Annotated in this window: 13 protein-coding genes and 1 riboswitch; of the genes, 4 read left to right on the plus strand and 9 right to left on the minus strand. The window is 72.7% G+C overall.

The window, feature by feature from the left end:
• Positions 1–96 precede the first annotated feature (96 nt).
• Together C593_RS0101575 and C593_RS0101580 are read left to right on the plus strand one after the other, a co-directional pair.
• Complete coding sequence (locus tag C593_RS0101575) at positions 97–2310, plus strand: carbon starvation CstA family protein (protein ID WP_199789976.1); 2214 nt, start codon at positions 97–99, stop codon at positions 2308–2310.
• Positions 2307–2537 (plus strand): YbdD/YjiX family protein, encoded by a 231-nt coding sequence (locus C593_RS0101580; protein ID WP_018845554.1) that lies wholly within the window; start codon positions 2307–2309, stop codon positions 2535–2537. The genes C593_RS0101575 and C593_RS0101580 overlap by 4 nt, the downstream gene beginning before the upstream one ends.
• Before the next feature lie 68 nt (positions 2538–2605).
• Here C593_RS0101580 and C593_RS0101585 read toward each other — a convergent pair whose 3' ends face one another.
• Complete coding sequence (locus C593_RS0101585) at positions 2606–3184, minus strand: Uma2 family endonuclease (RefSeq protein WP_018845555.1); 579 nt, start codon at positions 3182–3184, stop codon at positions 2606–2608.
• A 162-nt stretch (positions 3185–3346) separates the two neighbouring features.
• A riboswitch (cobalamin riboswitch) is annotated at positions 3347–3468 on the plus strand.
• A 136-nt stretch (positions 3469–3604) separates the two neighbouring features.
• Between C593_RS0101585 and C593_RS0101590 the strand changes: the two genes are divergently transcribed.
• The gene (locus C593_RS0101590) at positions 3605–5974 is read left to right on the plus strand and encodes a ribonucleoside-diphosphate reductase subunit alpha (protein ID WP_018845556.1); all 2370 of its coding nucleotides are present in this window, start codon (positions 3605–3607) and stop codon (positions 5972–5974) included.
• Between the two features lie 107 nt (positions 5975–6081).
• Complete coding sequence (locus C593_RS0101595) at positions 6082–7092, plus strand: ribonucleotide-diphosphate reductase subunit beta (RefSeq protein WP_018845557.1); 1011 nt, start codon at positions 6082–6084, stop codon at positions 7090–7092.
• A 115-nt stretch (positions 7093–7207) separates the two neighbouring features.
• Here C593_RS0101595 and C593_RS0101600 read toward each other — a convergent pair whose 3' ends face one another.
• The 8 genes from C593_RS0101600 to C593_RS0101635 all read right to left on the minus strand — a co-directional run bounded on the left by C593_RS0101600 (position 7208) and on the right by C593_RS0101635 (position 14909).
• Complete coding sequence (locus C593_RS0101600; RefSeq protein ID WP_037744390.1) at positions 7208–7945, minus strand: D-Ala-D-Ala carboxypeptidase family metallohydrolase; 738 nt, start codon at positions 7943–7945, stop codon at positions 7208–7210.
• A 230-nt stretch (positions 7946–8175) separates the two neighbouring features.
• On the minus strand, positions 8176–8811 hold the full coding sequence (def, locus tag C593_RS0101605) for a peptide deformylase (RefSeq protein ID WP_018845559.1): 636 nt from the start codon (positions 8809–8811) through the stop codon (positions 8176–8178).
• Positions 8812–8930: 119 nt separating this feature from the next.
• Entirely contained in the window at positions 8931–9932 is a 1002-nt protein-coding gene (locus tag C593_RS0101610) for a hypothetical protein (protein WP_018845560.1), read from the minus strand.
• 115 nt (positions 9933–10047) lie between these two features.
• A complete protein-coding gene (locus C593_RS0101615) occupies positions 10048–11463 on the minus strand; it encodes a hypothetical protein (protein WP_018845561.1) in 1416 nt (471 codons plus the stop codon).
• Positions 11460–12812, minus strand: a complete 1353-nt coding sequence (locus C593_RS0101620) for an HD-GYP domain-containing protein (RefSeq protein WP_037744509.1) — start codon at positions 12810–12812, stop codon at positions 11460–11462. The genes C593_RS0101615 and C593_RS0101620 overlap by 4 nt, the downstream gene beginning before the upstream one ends.
• 214 nt (positions 12813–13026) lie before the next feature.
• The gene (gene rsrA / locus C593_RS0101625; protein WP_018845563.1) at positions 13027–13323 is read right to left on the minus strand and encodes a mycothiol system anti-sigma-R factor; all 297 of its coding nucleotides are present in this window, start codon (positions 13321–13323) and stop codon (positions 13027–13029) included.
• Positions 13320–13985: a sigma-70 family RNA polymerase sigma factor gene (locus C593_RS0101630; protein ID WP_018845564.1), complete on the minus strand. Its 666-nt coding sequence runs from the start codon at positions 13983–13985 to the stop codon at positions 13320–13322. Before C593_RS0101630 ends, rsrA begins: the two co-directional genes overlap by 4 nt.
• A gap of 282 nt (positions 13986–14267) precedes the next feature.
• Positions 14268–14909 carry an alpha/beta family hydrolase gene (locus tag C593_RS0101635; protein ID WP_026277256.1) on the minus strand — a complete coding sequence of 214 codons (642 nt, stop codon included), beginning with the start codon at positions 14907–14909 and terminating at the stop codon, positions 14268–14270.
• Between the last annotated feature and the right edge of the window lie 49 nt (positions 14910–14958).

Consider the following 14958-nt stretch of genomic DNA (forward strand, 5'->3'; position numbering starts at 1 on the left):
CACTCGTCCGTTATTCGAGCCGGGCTTCCGCCGAAGAGGCAGGTCGCCTAGATTTCCTGCGCGTTACCGGCGATCACACGGGACGGGAGCCACACCATGGCAGAGCCGGCACCAACGAACACACCGCGGCGGAACCTGAATCCGCGGTCCATAGCGGTCTGGGTTCTCGTCGCTCTGGTGGGCGCGGTCGGCTGGAGCGTGCTGGCCCTGTCCCGGGGCGAGGAGATCTCCGCCGTCTGGATGCTGGCGGCCGCCCTCGGGTCCTACGCCATCGCCTACCGCTTCTACGCGCGCTTCATCCAGTACCGCGTACTGAAGGCGGACCGCACCAGAGCCACCCCGGCCGAACGCCTGGACAACGGTGTCGACTTCCACCCCACCGACCGCCGGGTGCTCTTCGGTCACCACTTCGCCGCCATCGCCGGCGCCGGACCGCTGGTCGGCCCGATCCTCGCGGCGCAGATGGGCTATCTGCCGGGAACCATCTGGATCGTCGCGGGCGTGATCTTCGCGGGCGCCGTCCAGGACATGGTCACCCTGTTCTTCTCCACCCGCCGCGACGGCCGTTCGCTGGGCCAGATCGCGCGGGACGAGATCGGCCCGTTCGGCGGCGCCGCCGCCCTGCTCGCCGTGTTCATCATCATGATCATCCTGCTGGCGGTACTGGCCCTGGTGATCGTGAACGCCCTGGCGCACTCCCCGTGGGGTGTGTTCTCCATCGGCATGACCATCCCGATCGCCCTGTTCATGGGCGTCTACCTGCGCACCCTGCGGCCGGGCAAGGTCTCCGAAGTGTCCGTCATCGGCGTCGCCCTGCTGCTGCTGGCGATCGTCGCGGGCGGCTGGGTCGCGGACTCCTCCCTCGCCGACTTCTTCACCCTGGAGCCGGGCACCCTCGTCATCTGGATGGTGGCCTACGGCTTCTTCGCGTCGGTGCTGCCGGTCTGGCTGCTGCTCGCGCCGCGCGACTACCTCTCCACCTTCATGAAGATCGGCACCATCGTGCTGCTCGCGGTGGGCGTGATCGTCGCGACGCCGGTGCTCAAGATGCCGTCGATCACGGACTTCGCGAGCAACGGGCAGGGGCCGGTCTTCTCCGGGTCGCTGTTCCCGTTCGTCTTCATCACCATCGCCTGCGGCGCGCTCTCCGGCTTCCACTCCCTGGTCTCCTCGGGCACCACCCCGAAGATGATCCAGAAGGAGACCCAGGTCCGGATGATCGGCTACGGCGCGATGCTGACCGAGTCCTTCGTCGCCATCATGGCCATGATCTGCGCGAGCATCCTCGACCCGGGGCTCTACTTCGCGATCAACTCCCCCGCCGGGGTCATCGGCACGACCGTGGACTCCGCCTCCCAGGCCGTCGCCAACTTCGGCTTCACCGTCTCACCGGATCTGCTGGCGCAGGCCGCCAAGGACGTCGAGGAGGCGAGCCTGCTCTCCCGCACGGGTGGCGCGCCGACCTTCGCGCTCGGTATGTCGGAGATCTTCGCCGCGGTGATCGGCGGCGCGGGCATGAAGGCGTTCTGGTACCACTTCGCGATCATGTTCGAGGCCCTGTTCATCCTGACCACGGTCGACGCGGGCACCCGGGTGGGCCGGTTCATGCTCCAGGACATGCTGGGCAACGTCTACAAGCCGATGAAGCAGGTGAGCTGGAAGCCCGGCGTCTGGTTCGCCAGCGCGGTGGTGGTCGGCGGCTGGGGCTACTTCCTCTGGGTCGGCGTGCACGACCCGCTCGGCGGCATCAACCAGCTCTTCCCGCTGTTCGGCATCGCCAACCAGCTGCTGGCGGCGGTCGCCCTCGCGGTCTGCACCACCCTGCTGGTCAAGTCCGGCCGCCTGAAGTGGGCGTGGGTGACGGCGGTGCCGCTCGCCTGGGACGTGACGGTCACCCTCACCGCGAGCTGGCAGAAGATCTTCTCCAGCGACCCGAAGGTGGGCTTCTTCGCCCAGCGCGACAAGTACCAGGCCGGCATCGAGTCGGGCGAGGTCCTCGCCCCGGCGAAGTCGATGGACGACATGCACACCATCGTCACCAACTCCACCGTGGACGGGGTGCTCTGCGCGCTGTTCGCCGTGCTCATCGTGATCGTGCTGGCCGACGCGGGCCGGGTCTGCTGGAAGGCCATCAGCGACCCGGACGGCGTGCGCCTCGCCGAGACCCCGTACGTCAAGTCGAAGATCGTCGCACCCGACGGGCTGTTCCCGACCGCGCGGGAGAAGGCCGAACTCGCCGCGGTGGGCGCGGGCGTGCCGGCCCCCGCGGCCTCCTCGGAGAACGAGACCACCGGAAGCGGCCGGCCGTGACGGCCGCGGCGGGCACGAGCACGGACACCCGGGGCCGGCTGCGGCGCGCGGTGGCCTGGATCCGCTGGTACGTGCGCGAGGTGTCGGGCGAGACGGTCTACGACCGCTACGTCGCCCACACCCGCTCCCACGACCCCGCGGCCCCCGTGATGTCCCGCCGCGCCTTCGAACGCGCCCGCATGGACGAACGGGAGGCGGACCCCCGCAACGGCTTCCGCTGCTGCTGACCCCCGCCCCGCCCGCACACCACGAAGGGCCGCCGCTCCACGAGGAGCGGCGGCCCTTCGCCGTCGGATCAGTGCACCCAGTCCTTGAGCTGCTCGGTGGCCAGGGTGATGTCCACCGGCGCGGGCAGTTCGAGGTCCTTGCCGAACGGCACCGTGCGGGCGTTCTCGTACCGCACGCCGTCGGGGCGGCTGTACACCGTGACCTCGCAGCTGTCCCGGTCGATCAGCAGGAAGAGCGGGATGCCGGTCCGGGCATAGGCACGGGGCTTCTCCACCCGGACGCGTCCGTCGGTGTCCGCATCGTACGAGGTGACCTCGACGACCATCAGCACCTGGTCCGGGTCCGCCCACTCGCCCTGCCCGACGAAGGCTCCGCTCGGCGCCAGGGAGCCGTCCGGGCGGGCCCTGCCCTTGCGGTACTCCTGCATCTTGAGCCCCTGGTCGGGGTAGAGCCAGAGCTCCGGCCGCGCCTGCATGCAGATACGCGTCAGCCACTCGATGATGCGCCCGTGGTCCCCGTCCGGCACTGCTTTGCTCCTGAGCTTTCCGTCGATGAGTTCCAGGCGCACGCCCTCGGTCGTGCGGGCCAGTATCCGGAAGGCCTCGTCGAATTCGTCGGAGTCCAGGTGCGGGCGGTCGGTGGTCACGGTCGTGGACCCTCCCTTCAAGGACCACGATAGCGGCGCCGGGTACCGTCCGCGGGGCCGTCCGCAGGGTCGTCCGCGGGGCGGGCGGGCCGTTCGCTTCCCGTCACTTGCGACACGGAGACACAACATGTGGGGGGTGAGTCATCGAGCCGCCCCCACATGTATGCTCGTCTCGCTGTCGACGCAGGGGAATCCGGTGCGAATCCGGGACTGTCCCGCAACGGTGAGCGGTGTGCTGCGCGCTGCCCGCGAGTCCGAGGACCTGCCGACCGCCGCCCGGTCGACCGACCCGGGCGCCAGACGTCCGGGCCTCGCGGTTGGGCCGGTGGACGCCGTGCACGCCGGTGCCCGTTTCCGTGGGCCCGTGCGCGCGGCCGCCCCCTCCCGCCGGCCCCGAGCCGAGCGAGGGAGAGCACCACTGTGACCATCGCGCCCGCCGATCCGGTTTCAGCCGTCCAGCAAGACGGCCCCGGTACCGCACTGCTGCGGACCCTGACCGAACTGACGGCCGACCTGCCCGACACCGACCCCGGCCGGGTCGCCGCCGCCGCGCTGCGCGGCCGGCACGCCGGGTCGGACGAGGCGGAGTTGCGCTCCCTCGCCACCGACGCGGCCGCCGGGCTGATCTCCGAGGACCCGGCGTACTCCCGGCTCGCGGCCCGTCTGCTCACGATCACCATCGCGGAAGAGGCAGCGGGCGAGGGCGCCGTGTCGTTCTCCGCCTCCGTCGCCGTGGGCCACCGCGAGGGCCTGATCGCCGACCGGACCGCCGCGTTCACCACCACGCACGCCACCCGGCTCGACGCGCTGATCGACACCGGGGCCGACGACCGCTTCGGCTACTTCGGTCTGCGCACCCTCTACAGCCGCTACCTGCTGCGCCACCCGATCACCCGGAACGTGATCGAGACCCCCCAGCACTTCATGCTCCGCGTCGCCGCCGGCCTCGCCGAGGACGAGTCGGTGCGGGCCCTGGAGGAAGTGGCCGCGCTCTACCGCCTGATGAGCCGGCTCGACTACCTCCCCTCCTCCCCCACCCTCTTCAACTCCGGCACCCGGCACCCGCAGATGTCCTCCTGCTATCTGCTGGACTCCCCGCTGGACGAGCTGGACTCCATCTACGACCGCTACCACCAGGTCGCACGGCTGTCGAAGCACGCGGGCGGCATCGGTCTGTCGTACTCCCGCATCCGCGCCCGCGGTTCGCTCATCCGCGGCACCAACGGCCACTCCAACGGCATCGTCCCCTTCCTGAAGACCCTGGACGCCTCGGTCGCCGCCGTGAACCAGGGCGGCCGGCGCAAGGGCGCGGCCGCGATCTACCTGGAGACATGGCACGCGGACATCGAGGAGTTCCTGGAGCTCCGCGACAACACCGGCGAGGACGCCCGCCGCACCCACAACCTCAACCTCGCGCACTGGATCCCGGACGAGTTCATGCGCCGGGTCGAGGCGGACGCCGACTGGTCGCTGTTCTCCCCCGCCGACACGCCCGAACTGGTCGACCTCTGGGGCGCGGAGTTCGACGCCGCCTACCGCAGGGCCGAGGCGGCCGGACTGGCCCGCAAGACCCTCCCCGCCCGGGAGCTGTACGGCCGCATGATGCGCACCCTCGCGCAGACAGGCAACGGCTGGATGACCTTCAAGGACGCCTCCAACCGCACCGCCAACCAGACCGCCGAGCCCGGCCGCGTCGTCCACTCCTCGAACCTCTGCACGGAGATCCTGGAGGTCACCGACGACGGTGAGACCGCCGTGTGCAACCTCGGTTCGGTGAACCTGGGCGCGTTCGTGGACACCGCCACCGGCGACATCGACTGGGAGCGGCTGGACGAGACCGTGCGCACCGCGGTCACCTTCCTGGACCGCGTGGTGGACATCAACTTCTACCCGACCGAGCAGGCGGGGCGCTCCAACTCCCGCTGGCGCCCGGTGGGTCTGGGCGCCATGGGCCTCCAGGACGTCTTCTTCAAGCTGCGCCTGCCCTTCGACTCGCCCGAGGCGAAGGCCCTCTCCACGAAGATCGCCGAGCGGATCATGCTCGCCGCGTACGAGGCGTCCTGCGACCTCGCCGAGCGCAACGGCGCGCTGCCCGCCTGGGCCGAGACCCGCACCGCCCGCGGTGTGCTGCACCCGGACCACTACGACGCGGAGCTGACCTGGCCCGAGCGCTGGGCCGCCCTGCGCACCCGGGTCGCGGCGACCGGCATGCGCAACTCGCTGCTGCTGGCCATCGCGCCGACCGCGACGATCGCCTCCATCGCCGGCGTCTACGAGTGCATCGAGCCCCAGGTCTCCAACCTGTTCAAGCGCGAGACCCTCTCCGGCGAGTTCCTCCAGGTCAACTCCTACCTGGTGCAGGACCTGAAGAAGCTCGGCGTGTGGGACGCGCAGACCCGCGAGGCGCTGCGCGACTCCAACGGCTCGGTCCAGGGCTTCACCTGGGTCCCGGAGGACGTCCGCGCGCTGTACCGCACGGCGTGGGAGATCCCGCAGCGCGGTCTGATCGACATGGCGGCCGCCCGCACGCCGTTCCTCGACCAGAGCCAGTCGCTCAACCTGTTCCTGGAGACGCCGACCATCGGGAAGCTCTCCTCGATGTACGCGTACGCCTGGAAGCAGGGCCTGAAGACGACGTACTACCTGCGCTCCCGTCCGGCCACCCGGATCGCCCGCGCCGCGTCCGGCGCCCCGGCGGCCGCCCCGATCCCGGTGCCCGTGCAGGCGACCCCGGAGGACGCCGTGGCCTGCTCCCTGGAGAACCCCGAGTCCTGCGAGGCGTGCCAGTAGGCACCCGACCGCCCCTCCTCCCCCGGGGGTGTCCGGCCCCGAACCGCCGGACACCCCCCTCCCGCACCACCCCACCCGGAAGGACGGCGCGCACGCGCCGGTACGCCATGACTGACCAGCAGAACCTGCTCGACCCCGGATTCGAGCTGACCCTCCGCCCGATGCGCTACCCCGACTTCTACGAGCGCTACCGGGACGCGATCAAGAACACCTGGACCGTGGAGGAGGTCGACCTCCACTCCGACGTGACCGACCTCGCCAAGCTCACGCCCGCCGAGCAGCACCTCATCGGCCGGCTGGTCGCCTTCTTCGCCACGGGCGACTCGATCGTGGCGAACAACCTGGTCCTCACGCTCTACAAGCACATCAACTCCCCGGAGGCGCGCCTGTACCTGTCGCGCCAGCTCTTCGAGGAGGCCGTGCACGTCCAGTTCTATCTGACGCTGCTGGACACCTATCTGCCCGACCACGAGGACCGCAACGCGGCCTTCGCGGCCGTGGAGAACATCCCCTCCATCCGCGAGAAGGCGCAGTTCTGCTTCAAGTGGATGGACTCGGTCGAGAAGATCGACCGGCTGGAGACCAAGGCGGACCGCCGCCGCTTCCTGCTGAACCTGATCTGCTTCGCCGCCTGCATCGAGGGCCTGTTCTTCTACGGCGCCTTCGCCTACGTCTACTGGTTCCGCTCCCGCGGTCTGCTGCACGGCCTCGCCACCGGCACCAACTGGGTGTTCCGGGACGAGACGATGCACATGAACTTCGCCTTCGAGGTCGTGGACACCGTCCGCAAGGAGGAGCCGGAGCTCTTCGACGCGGAGCTGGAGCAGCAGGTCACCGACATGCTGCGGGAGGCCGTCGAGGCGGAGCTCCAGTTCGGCCGTGACCTGTGCGGCGACGGCCTGCCGGGCATGAACACCGAGTCGATGCGCGAGTACCTGGAGTGCGTCGCGGACCAGCGGCTGACCCGGCTGGGCTTCAAGCCGGTCTACGGCTCGCAGAACCCGTTCTCCTTCATGGAGCTCCAGGGCGTCCAGGAGCTGACGAACTTCTTCGAGCGCCGTCCGTCCGCCTACCAGGTGGCGGTCGAGGGCTCGGTGGGCTTCGACGACGACTTCTGATCGGGCCCGTACGGCTCACCGGAGGCGGCCCGCACCCCCTGTCGCAGGGGGTGCGGGCCGCCTCCGTGTGCGGGCCGCCTCCGTGTGCGCGGCCTTCGGGTGCGCGGCCTTCGGGTCAGATACCGCAGGAGGGCGCGGACCAGAAGCGGCTGGACCGGTGGTCGACGTGAGCGTGGTCGTTGTGGCCCGGGTAGCCGGGGCCGAGGATGCCGTTGAAGCCGTGGTTGCGGGCGGCCTGCGCGAGCCGGCACAGCGAGTGCGGTCCGGCGCCGAGGTCGGCCGCGTCACCGTAGAGATGGCGGCTGTTGGACGCGCCGCCGACCGCGTTGTTGCAGGCGGTGGAGCGGAAGCCGCTGGTCACCCGGATCGGCTGGTCGCCGAGGGCGTGCCGCAGGGCCTGGAGCTTCCACATGGTGCGCAGGGCGTTCGACTTGGCGGTGGCCGCGCTCACCGCGCCGCCCGACCAGGTGGAGTTGCAGTTGTTCAGCTCGGCGTAGCTGAAGTTGACCGGGGTGCAGTCGTTGTCCTGGAGGGCGTAGATCCTGTTGAAGGTGGCGGGTCCGGCGACGCCGTCGGCGGCGAGCCCGTAGGCGGACTGGAAGCGCTTGACGGCGGCGGCGGTGGCGGGCCCGTAGGAGCCGTCGATCGCGAGGACCGCGCCCGTGCCCGGGTAGCCGGCGACCCGGATCTGGAGCTGGGTGACGTCCGCGCCGCTCGCCCCCTGGGAGAGGGTGCGCGACCAGGTGTAGCAGCCGTCGGCCTGCGCGGAGCCGGCCGTGGCCACCACCCCGGTCAACGCGGCGACCGTGAGCATGACAATAGACAACAGAAGGCGAGCCGTTCGTCTCAGCATTGCGTCTCCCTGCTGTGAAGGCGGTGTACGGGAGAGACTGACGGGACGGTCGACGCGCGTCAACAGCGCCCGGGCCACTGCCATTTGTCCGCCCAATGACGATCCGGTGACCACCGGTGATCCGGTCACCACCGGCGATCCGATCACCGCTGAAGACCGGTGGCCGCCTCGCCCGGACGGACCAGAGGCCCCGCTCGGCGAGCGGGGCCCCGGCAACGGCGTTACGCGGCTCAGTCGTTCGCCACGACCGGGTAACGCGGGGTTCCCTCGGCCATCTGCTTCAGCGCGTCCTTGCGCTCCCGCTTGGAGAGCCGGTCGATGTAGAGGTACCCGTACAGGTGGTCCGTCTCGTGCTGGAGGCAGCGCGCGAAGTAGCCGGTACCGCGGACCTTGATCGCGTTGCCCCGCAGGTCCTGGCCGCGCACCACCGCGTAGTCGGGGCGGGCCAGCGAGGCGTAGGCGGTCGGGACGGAGAGGCAGCCCTCGTTGGAGTCGTCGAGGCTGCGCCGCTCGGCCGGCAGCTCCTCCAGCACCGGGTTGCACACCACACCGGTGTGCCGCACCCCGTCGTCGTCCGGGCAGTCGTAGACGAAGACCTTCAGGTCCACGCCGATCTGGTTGGCGGCCAGGCCCACGCCCTCCGCCGTCCGCTGGCTGGCGAACATGTCGTCGACGAGCGCGGCGAGCTTCTCGTCGAACTCGGTGACGTCCTTGCACTCCTTGTGGAGGACGGGGTTGCCCACGACCGTGATCGGGCGGGAGGTGCCGCGCTCGCGGTGGGCGAGCTCACGCTCCTCGCACTCCTCCGTGTCCACGACGAAGCCCTCTTCGTCGACCTTCAGGTCCGTCCCCTGCTGCGACGCCATGTCAGCCGTACGCCCTTCTCACTACCGCAAGTACCCGAGGTGCCCGGTGCACCCGATGCCCGACGCGCGCCCGGAACCGGTGCCGGTCACGCTGTGTCCGTACAGCCTACGGGCAGGCGTCAGCAGACTTCCTCGAGATCGCGCCACTCGCGGGTGTCCGGGCTGTCCGCGACCCAGCCGTCCAGCAGCCCGCGCACCAGACCGGCGGGGGCCGCTATCCCGCACTCGCGCTCCGGGGACCAGAGGTCGCCCTCCGTACGGTGGCCCAGCGGCCCGGGGTGGCCCGGCTCGCTGTGGTCGTGCGGGTCCAGGTGCTCGCCCTCGCCCTCGGCGCTGGGCATGCTCCCCTCGGAACAGGACCGGCAGAGCAGCCGCACCGAGGAGGACCAGTCCTCGGCGGCGAAACCGGCGTCCGCGGCCAGCTTCTCCAGCGCGTCCCGGTCCGCCTCGGTGGCCGCCTCCAGCAGCACCACCCAGGTGGGGACGGGTGAGGGGGCCCACAGCTCGATCTCGTCGAAGACCGGGAAGGAGGGGCCGGCGCTGGTGGTGCGCTCCCCGTTGGGCACGCCGTCGTGCAGGACGACCTCGCCCCAGCGGCGGCCGGACGACGGCAGCGGGATGGAGAGGACCTCCATCCGGGCCGGGTCCAGCCGGCGGCCCCACACCACCTCGGCCTCACCCTCGGGCGACAGCCGCACGGCCGCGCTGCCCAGCTCCATGCCGACCGGCTCCGCGTTGGAGCCGCCGGGGGCCCCGGAGCGGGCGGGGCTGCCGGGCACCTTCAGGCCGTACGCCTGCCAGGCCCGGCGGGCCAGCGGCCAGTCCTGGAGGGCGGTGGCCGCGATGCCGACGTTCCACCAGTCCGGGGCGCCGGTCTCCTTGTCGAGGAGGGCGACGGCCCGCAGCCCGGCCGCGCGGGCCTGCTCCCAGTCGTGGCGGAACTTGTGCAGCAGCGCCAGGTTGAACCAGGACTCCGACAGCCAGGGCTCCAGGTCCGCGGCCCTGGTCAGCAGGGCGCCCGCGTCCTCGTACCGGCCGTCGCCGATCAGCGTGAACGCGCGGTCCGTGGCCTGCCGCCACGAGGCGGACGGCCGATGCCGTACCTTCCCGAAGATCCTCACGTATCCCGCCTGCCGGTCGCTCGGGCACTGCCCCGACGCATGCCTGTCTGCCTGCTTCCAAGCCTTCTTTCGCATCCAACCATGCCCGGTCGGGGGCTCGCTCATTACCCATGGGTTACCCCGGTGGGAGCGGCCCCAGACCCGTTCCGGGACCGGTCCCAATGCCCTGCCCCGCGGGGGCACCGGCGGGCCGGACCCGGCCCAGGACCCGGGCGAGGGACTCCACCACGGCCGGGGCGTAGTCGTGCCCGGTCCCCAGCCGCAGCCGCTCCAGCGCGGCCAGCGCCCCCTCCGCACTGCCTCCGCTTCCCCGGGTCAGGTCCTCGTATGCGTTCGCCGCCCGGACGATCCTGGCGGGCAGCGGCTGCTCGCGGTACGGGTCGGCCTGCCGCTCCACCACGGCGGCGACGGCGGCGGGCACGCCCGTGGTGCGGACCACGGCTCCGCCGAGCAGGGCGATGCGCCGCTGCTCCTCGGGCGGCAGCAGGGCGGTGGCACCCCTCGGCACCGGGTCGACGAGGGAGAGCTGCCCGATGTCGTGCATCAGGGCGGCCTGCTCCAGCACCGCCAGCTCCCCGGCGGACAGCCGCAGCTCCCGCCCCACGGCGACGCTGAGTTCCGCCACGCGGTGGGCGTGACCGGGCGGGGTGTACCCGGCGATCTCGGTGGCCCGGGCGAGGGAGGAGATGGTCTGCCGGTAGGTGGTGCGCACGGCCGCGTACCGGCGGAAGGACACCTGGGTCAGCAGCAGCGGCAGACCGAGGACGGGCAGCGCCCACAGTCCCGCGACGGCGGTGGCGAGGGCGGTCACCGCCCCGGTGGCGCAGACGGCGCCCCCGGTGCCGCCGAGGGCCCGCAACTCGTCGCGGAGGGCGGGGCCGAAGGGCCCGGCGGCCCGGGCGGCGGCCAGGGCCGCGGCGAGCACGGCGTCGCAGAGGGCGGTGAGCCCCAGCACCAGCACCAGGAACAGGACGTAGGCCGGACCGTGGCCGAGGGCCCGGTCCAAGACGCCCGTCTGGTGCAGGGGTTGGAAGCAGACGGCGGCGAAGGCGGTGGTCAGCACGCGCCGGGCCAGATGGTCCGCGACGGCCTCGTCGCCGCGCGCCACCTGGGGCACGGCCCCGGCCAGCGCGCCCGCGAGGACCACGGCCACGGTCTGGAGGACACCGTGGTCGGTGGCGTGCCCGGCGCACTCGCCGAGGAGGGCGTACGCGAGCGCGCCGGCGGCGCCCAGGGGCGCGGGTTCCCGGAGGGCCCCCGGGCCGCCGGTGCGCGCGCCGCTGTCCGCCCCTCCGCCCCACCGGGCGAGCTCGCCGACGGCGACGAACGCGCCGAAGGCGAGGGCCGGGGCGGGCCCGTCGAGCCCGTCGCGGACGGTCCACGCCAGGGCGAGCAGCGCGAGGGCCCAGGCGGCGGAGCGCACGGCGGCGACGACGGCCCGGGCAGCCGGCCCGGGCCCCCCGTGGGCCGGGCCCGGACGGCGGTGGCGGGCCGCCGCCGTGCGCTCGCCCCCGGTCCGCGCCGGGCTCATCCGCCGCGCACCCCGTGCCGCGGCCGGGACCGCGCCGCGTGCCGGGACCGGGCGGACGGCACCGGCCCGGCGGGCGGCGCCTCGTCCGAGGTGACCGAGGTCTCCCAGCCGTCCCGCCGCACCGCACGCACCAGGGCGTCCACCATCCGGGGGTCGAACTGCGTCCCGGCGCAGCGCCTCAGCTCCTCCAGCGCGGCCGGGACCGGGCGGGCGCGCCGGTAGGAGCGGGTGGAGGTCATCGCGTCGAAGGCGTCGGCGACGGCCACGATCCGGGCCGGTTCGGGGATCCGGTCCCCGGCGAGCCCGTACGGGTAGCCGCTGCCGTCGAGGCGTTCGTGGTGGTGGAGGATCGCGGAGCGGGCCTCGTCGAGGAAGGCGATTCCGCGCACGATCTCGTGCCCGTACTCGGGGTGCAGCTCGATCACCCGGCGCTCCTCCGGGCTCAGCGGGCCGTCCTTGCGGAGGACCCGGGTGGGAACGCCGAGCTTGCCGACGTCGTGCAGGATCCCGGCGAAGCGGATCGTCTCCAGCCTCTCCTCGGCCATCCGCAGTTCCCGGGCGATGAGCACGGAAGCCCGGCCGACGCGTTCGCTGTGGCCCCGGGTGTAGCGGTCCTTGAGGTCGACGGCGTGGACCAGGGCGCGGATGGTCGCCCGGTGGGCGGCCCGTTCCCGGTGGTACTGGGCGAAGGCCCAGCAGGACAGGTGCATGGGCAGCAGGACGAGGAGCGCGGAGGGCGGCCCGTACGGCCCCCGCCACAGCACGGCCGTCATCAGCCCGGCGAGCCCGTGCACGGCGTACGGCGCGGGAGCCAGGGGCGGAAGGAGGCGCCGGACCGGCCGGGGCACGGGGTCGGCGGCCGCGCGGACCAGTGCGTCGAGAAGGGCGAGGACCAGGCAGAACGCCAGGGAGGCGGCGAGGGCGGGCAGCAGCACCTGCGGGAAGTCCGGGGCGCCCGGCGCGTGCGGGGGGCCGGTCGCGCGGAAGACGCCTGCCGCCGCCCAGACCGCGAGGGCGAGCCGGGCGGCGCGCCAGGCGCGCCGGACGGCCGGCGCGGGCGGCTCGGCGGGCCCGAGGAGGGCCCCGGGCAGGGCGACGAGCGCGGCGGCGGCCGGGGGCAGCAGAAAGGCGGCGGCGAGCAGCACCGGGAAGAAGGACCCGGACGCGGCGGCCGGAGTCCCGCCCCGGCGCACCCGGGCGGGGAGTTCGCCCGCCGCGTGGACGGCGGCGAGCAGCCCGACCGCCGGCCAGGAAACGGTCCGGTCGGCCGGGGCGGGGGCGGCGCAGGCGGCCGCGGTCAGGACGGCGGCCGCGACGAGGGCGTACACCGCCCTGGGTATCGCCGTCACCACCGTGCCTCCTCGACTCCCGCGTCACGCTAGCCAGTTGCGGGAGCCGCCCGGGCCGGTTCGGGAGGCGTTAGCACATACGGGTGACGCGAGTGCGCGGGGCGGCGGCGCGCGCCCGGGGCGCGAGACGCGGGGCCCCGGGACACACGGGAGGCGCGGACCCGCTGGTCCGCGCCTCTGCCCTCCGGTACCGCCGACTGCCGTCCGGCGGCCGCTACTCCTGGGCCGCCGCCACGTCCTGGTCCGGCACCGCCTGGCCGGAACGGATCAGGTCGATGCGGCCCATCACCTTGGCGCGCAGGTCGGACGGCACGTCGTCCTGGCCGCAGCACCTCTTGACCAGCTTCTTCACGGCCTGCTCCAGGCCGTACTTCTCCAGGCACGGGGAGCACTCCTCGAAGTGCACCTCGAACTTGGTGCAGTCACTGTCGGGCATCTCCCGGTCGAGGAACTCGTAGAGATGGTCCAGGACCTCAGAGCAGTCCGTCTCGTGCGGCTCTCCGCAGCTCATGAGCCCGAGCCTTTCGCTTCGTTCGACTCCCCCGCACCGGCCGGGACGAGCCCGCGCTCACGGGCGTAGTCCTCCAGCATGCCGCGCAGCTGGCGGCGGCCGCGGTGCAGGCGGGACATCACCGTACCGATGGGAGTCCCCATGATGTCCGCGATCTCCTTGTACGCAAAGCCCTCGACGTCGGCGAGATAGACCGCGATCCGGAACTCCTCGGGGATCGCCTGGAGGGCCTGCTTGACGTCGGAGTCCGGGAGGTGGTCCAGCGCCTGCGACTCCGCGGAGCGCAGACCGGTGGACATGTGCGACTCCGCGCGGGCGAGCTGCCAGTCCTCGATCTCCTCGGCGGCACTGCGCTGCGGCTCCCGCTGCTTCTTGCGGTAGGAGTTGATGAAGGTGTTGGTGAGGATGCGGTAGAGCCACGCCTTGAGGTTGGTGCCCTCACGGAACTGGTGGAACGAGCCGTACGCCTTGGCGTACGTCTCCTGCACGAGGTCCTCGGCGTCCGCCGGGTTGCGCGTCATGCGCAGCGCCGCGGAGTACATCTGGTCGAGAAAACCGAGGGCGTCGCGCTCGAATCGGGCGTTCCGCTCGCCGGCCGTCTCCTCGGACTGCCCCGCCCGGCCGTCGTCGGTTCCTGCGTCGGTCCCAGTGACCGGACCCACCTCCTCCAACGCTGTGGCGGAGCCGAGACCGGACCCGCTCGCATCGGAGAATAGTCGACCTTGGTGCGCCGGGGCCTGTCCATTGCGACCGCCCACCGGGGCAACCGGACCGCTCGTGCCCTGCGACAGCACCGTCCAGTCCAGCCCGTCGGCGCGGTCGGCGGTCGGGCAGAAGGTCGTACCCATGCGGTGGACTCCCTACTCCATGCTCGTCTCTGACATCCGCCTCAACAGCACTGCGGGACCCCGCATTCCCGGGCCGTGCACCCCGGCGGCTTCCGGTCAGCGAACTGACGCGATCCAGCCGGTCACGGCCTCCGTGATCGTGCGCAGGGTCTCGGCCTCCGAGATCCCGGACCGCTTCGGCACGGCGAAGCCGTGGTCGGCGGCGGGCACCTCGACCAGCCGGTGTGGGCCCTCGGGGAACTCCGACGGGCGGCCGAAGGGGTCGGCCGCGCCCTGCACGACGAGGGTGGGCCTGCCCGCGCCGAGGAGTTCGTCCGCCCGGGACTTCTCGGGGCGGCCCGGCGGGTGGAGGGGGAAGCTCAGCGCGAGGACGCCGGCCGCGCCCAGCGGGGCGGCGGTGCGGCAGGCCACCCGCGCGCCCGCGCTGCGCCCGCCGGCCACCACCGGAAGTCCGGGTGCGGCGAGGCTCGGCCACAGCCCCCGCCACCCGGTGTCCAGGGTCTTCGGGGCGGGGGCCACCTTCCGGCCGGCCACCCGCCAGGGCTGCTCCACGAGGGCGACGGTGACGCCGTGGGCGGGCAGCGCGGCGGCCAGCGCCGCCAGGTCCCGCGCCTCGATGCCGCCGCCGGCTCCGTGCCCGAGGGCGAGGACGAGGCGGGCGTCCCCCGCCGGGTGCCAGGTGACGCGGGCGTCACCGGCGTCGGTCGGGATGGTTTCCGTGCGAGTCACAGGGGCCATCCTGCCGGGCCGGGGCCCGGGGCCCGCTCCCGGCACGCGCCCCGGGAGC

Source organism: Streptomyces sp. CNT372, assembly GCF_000377145.1.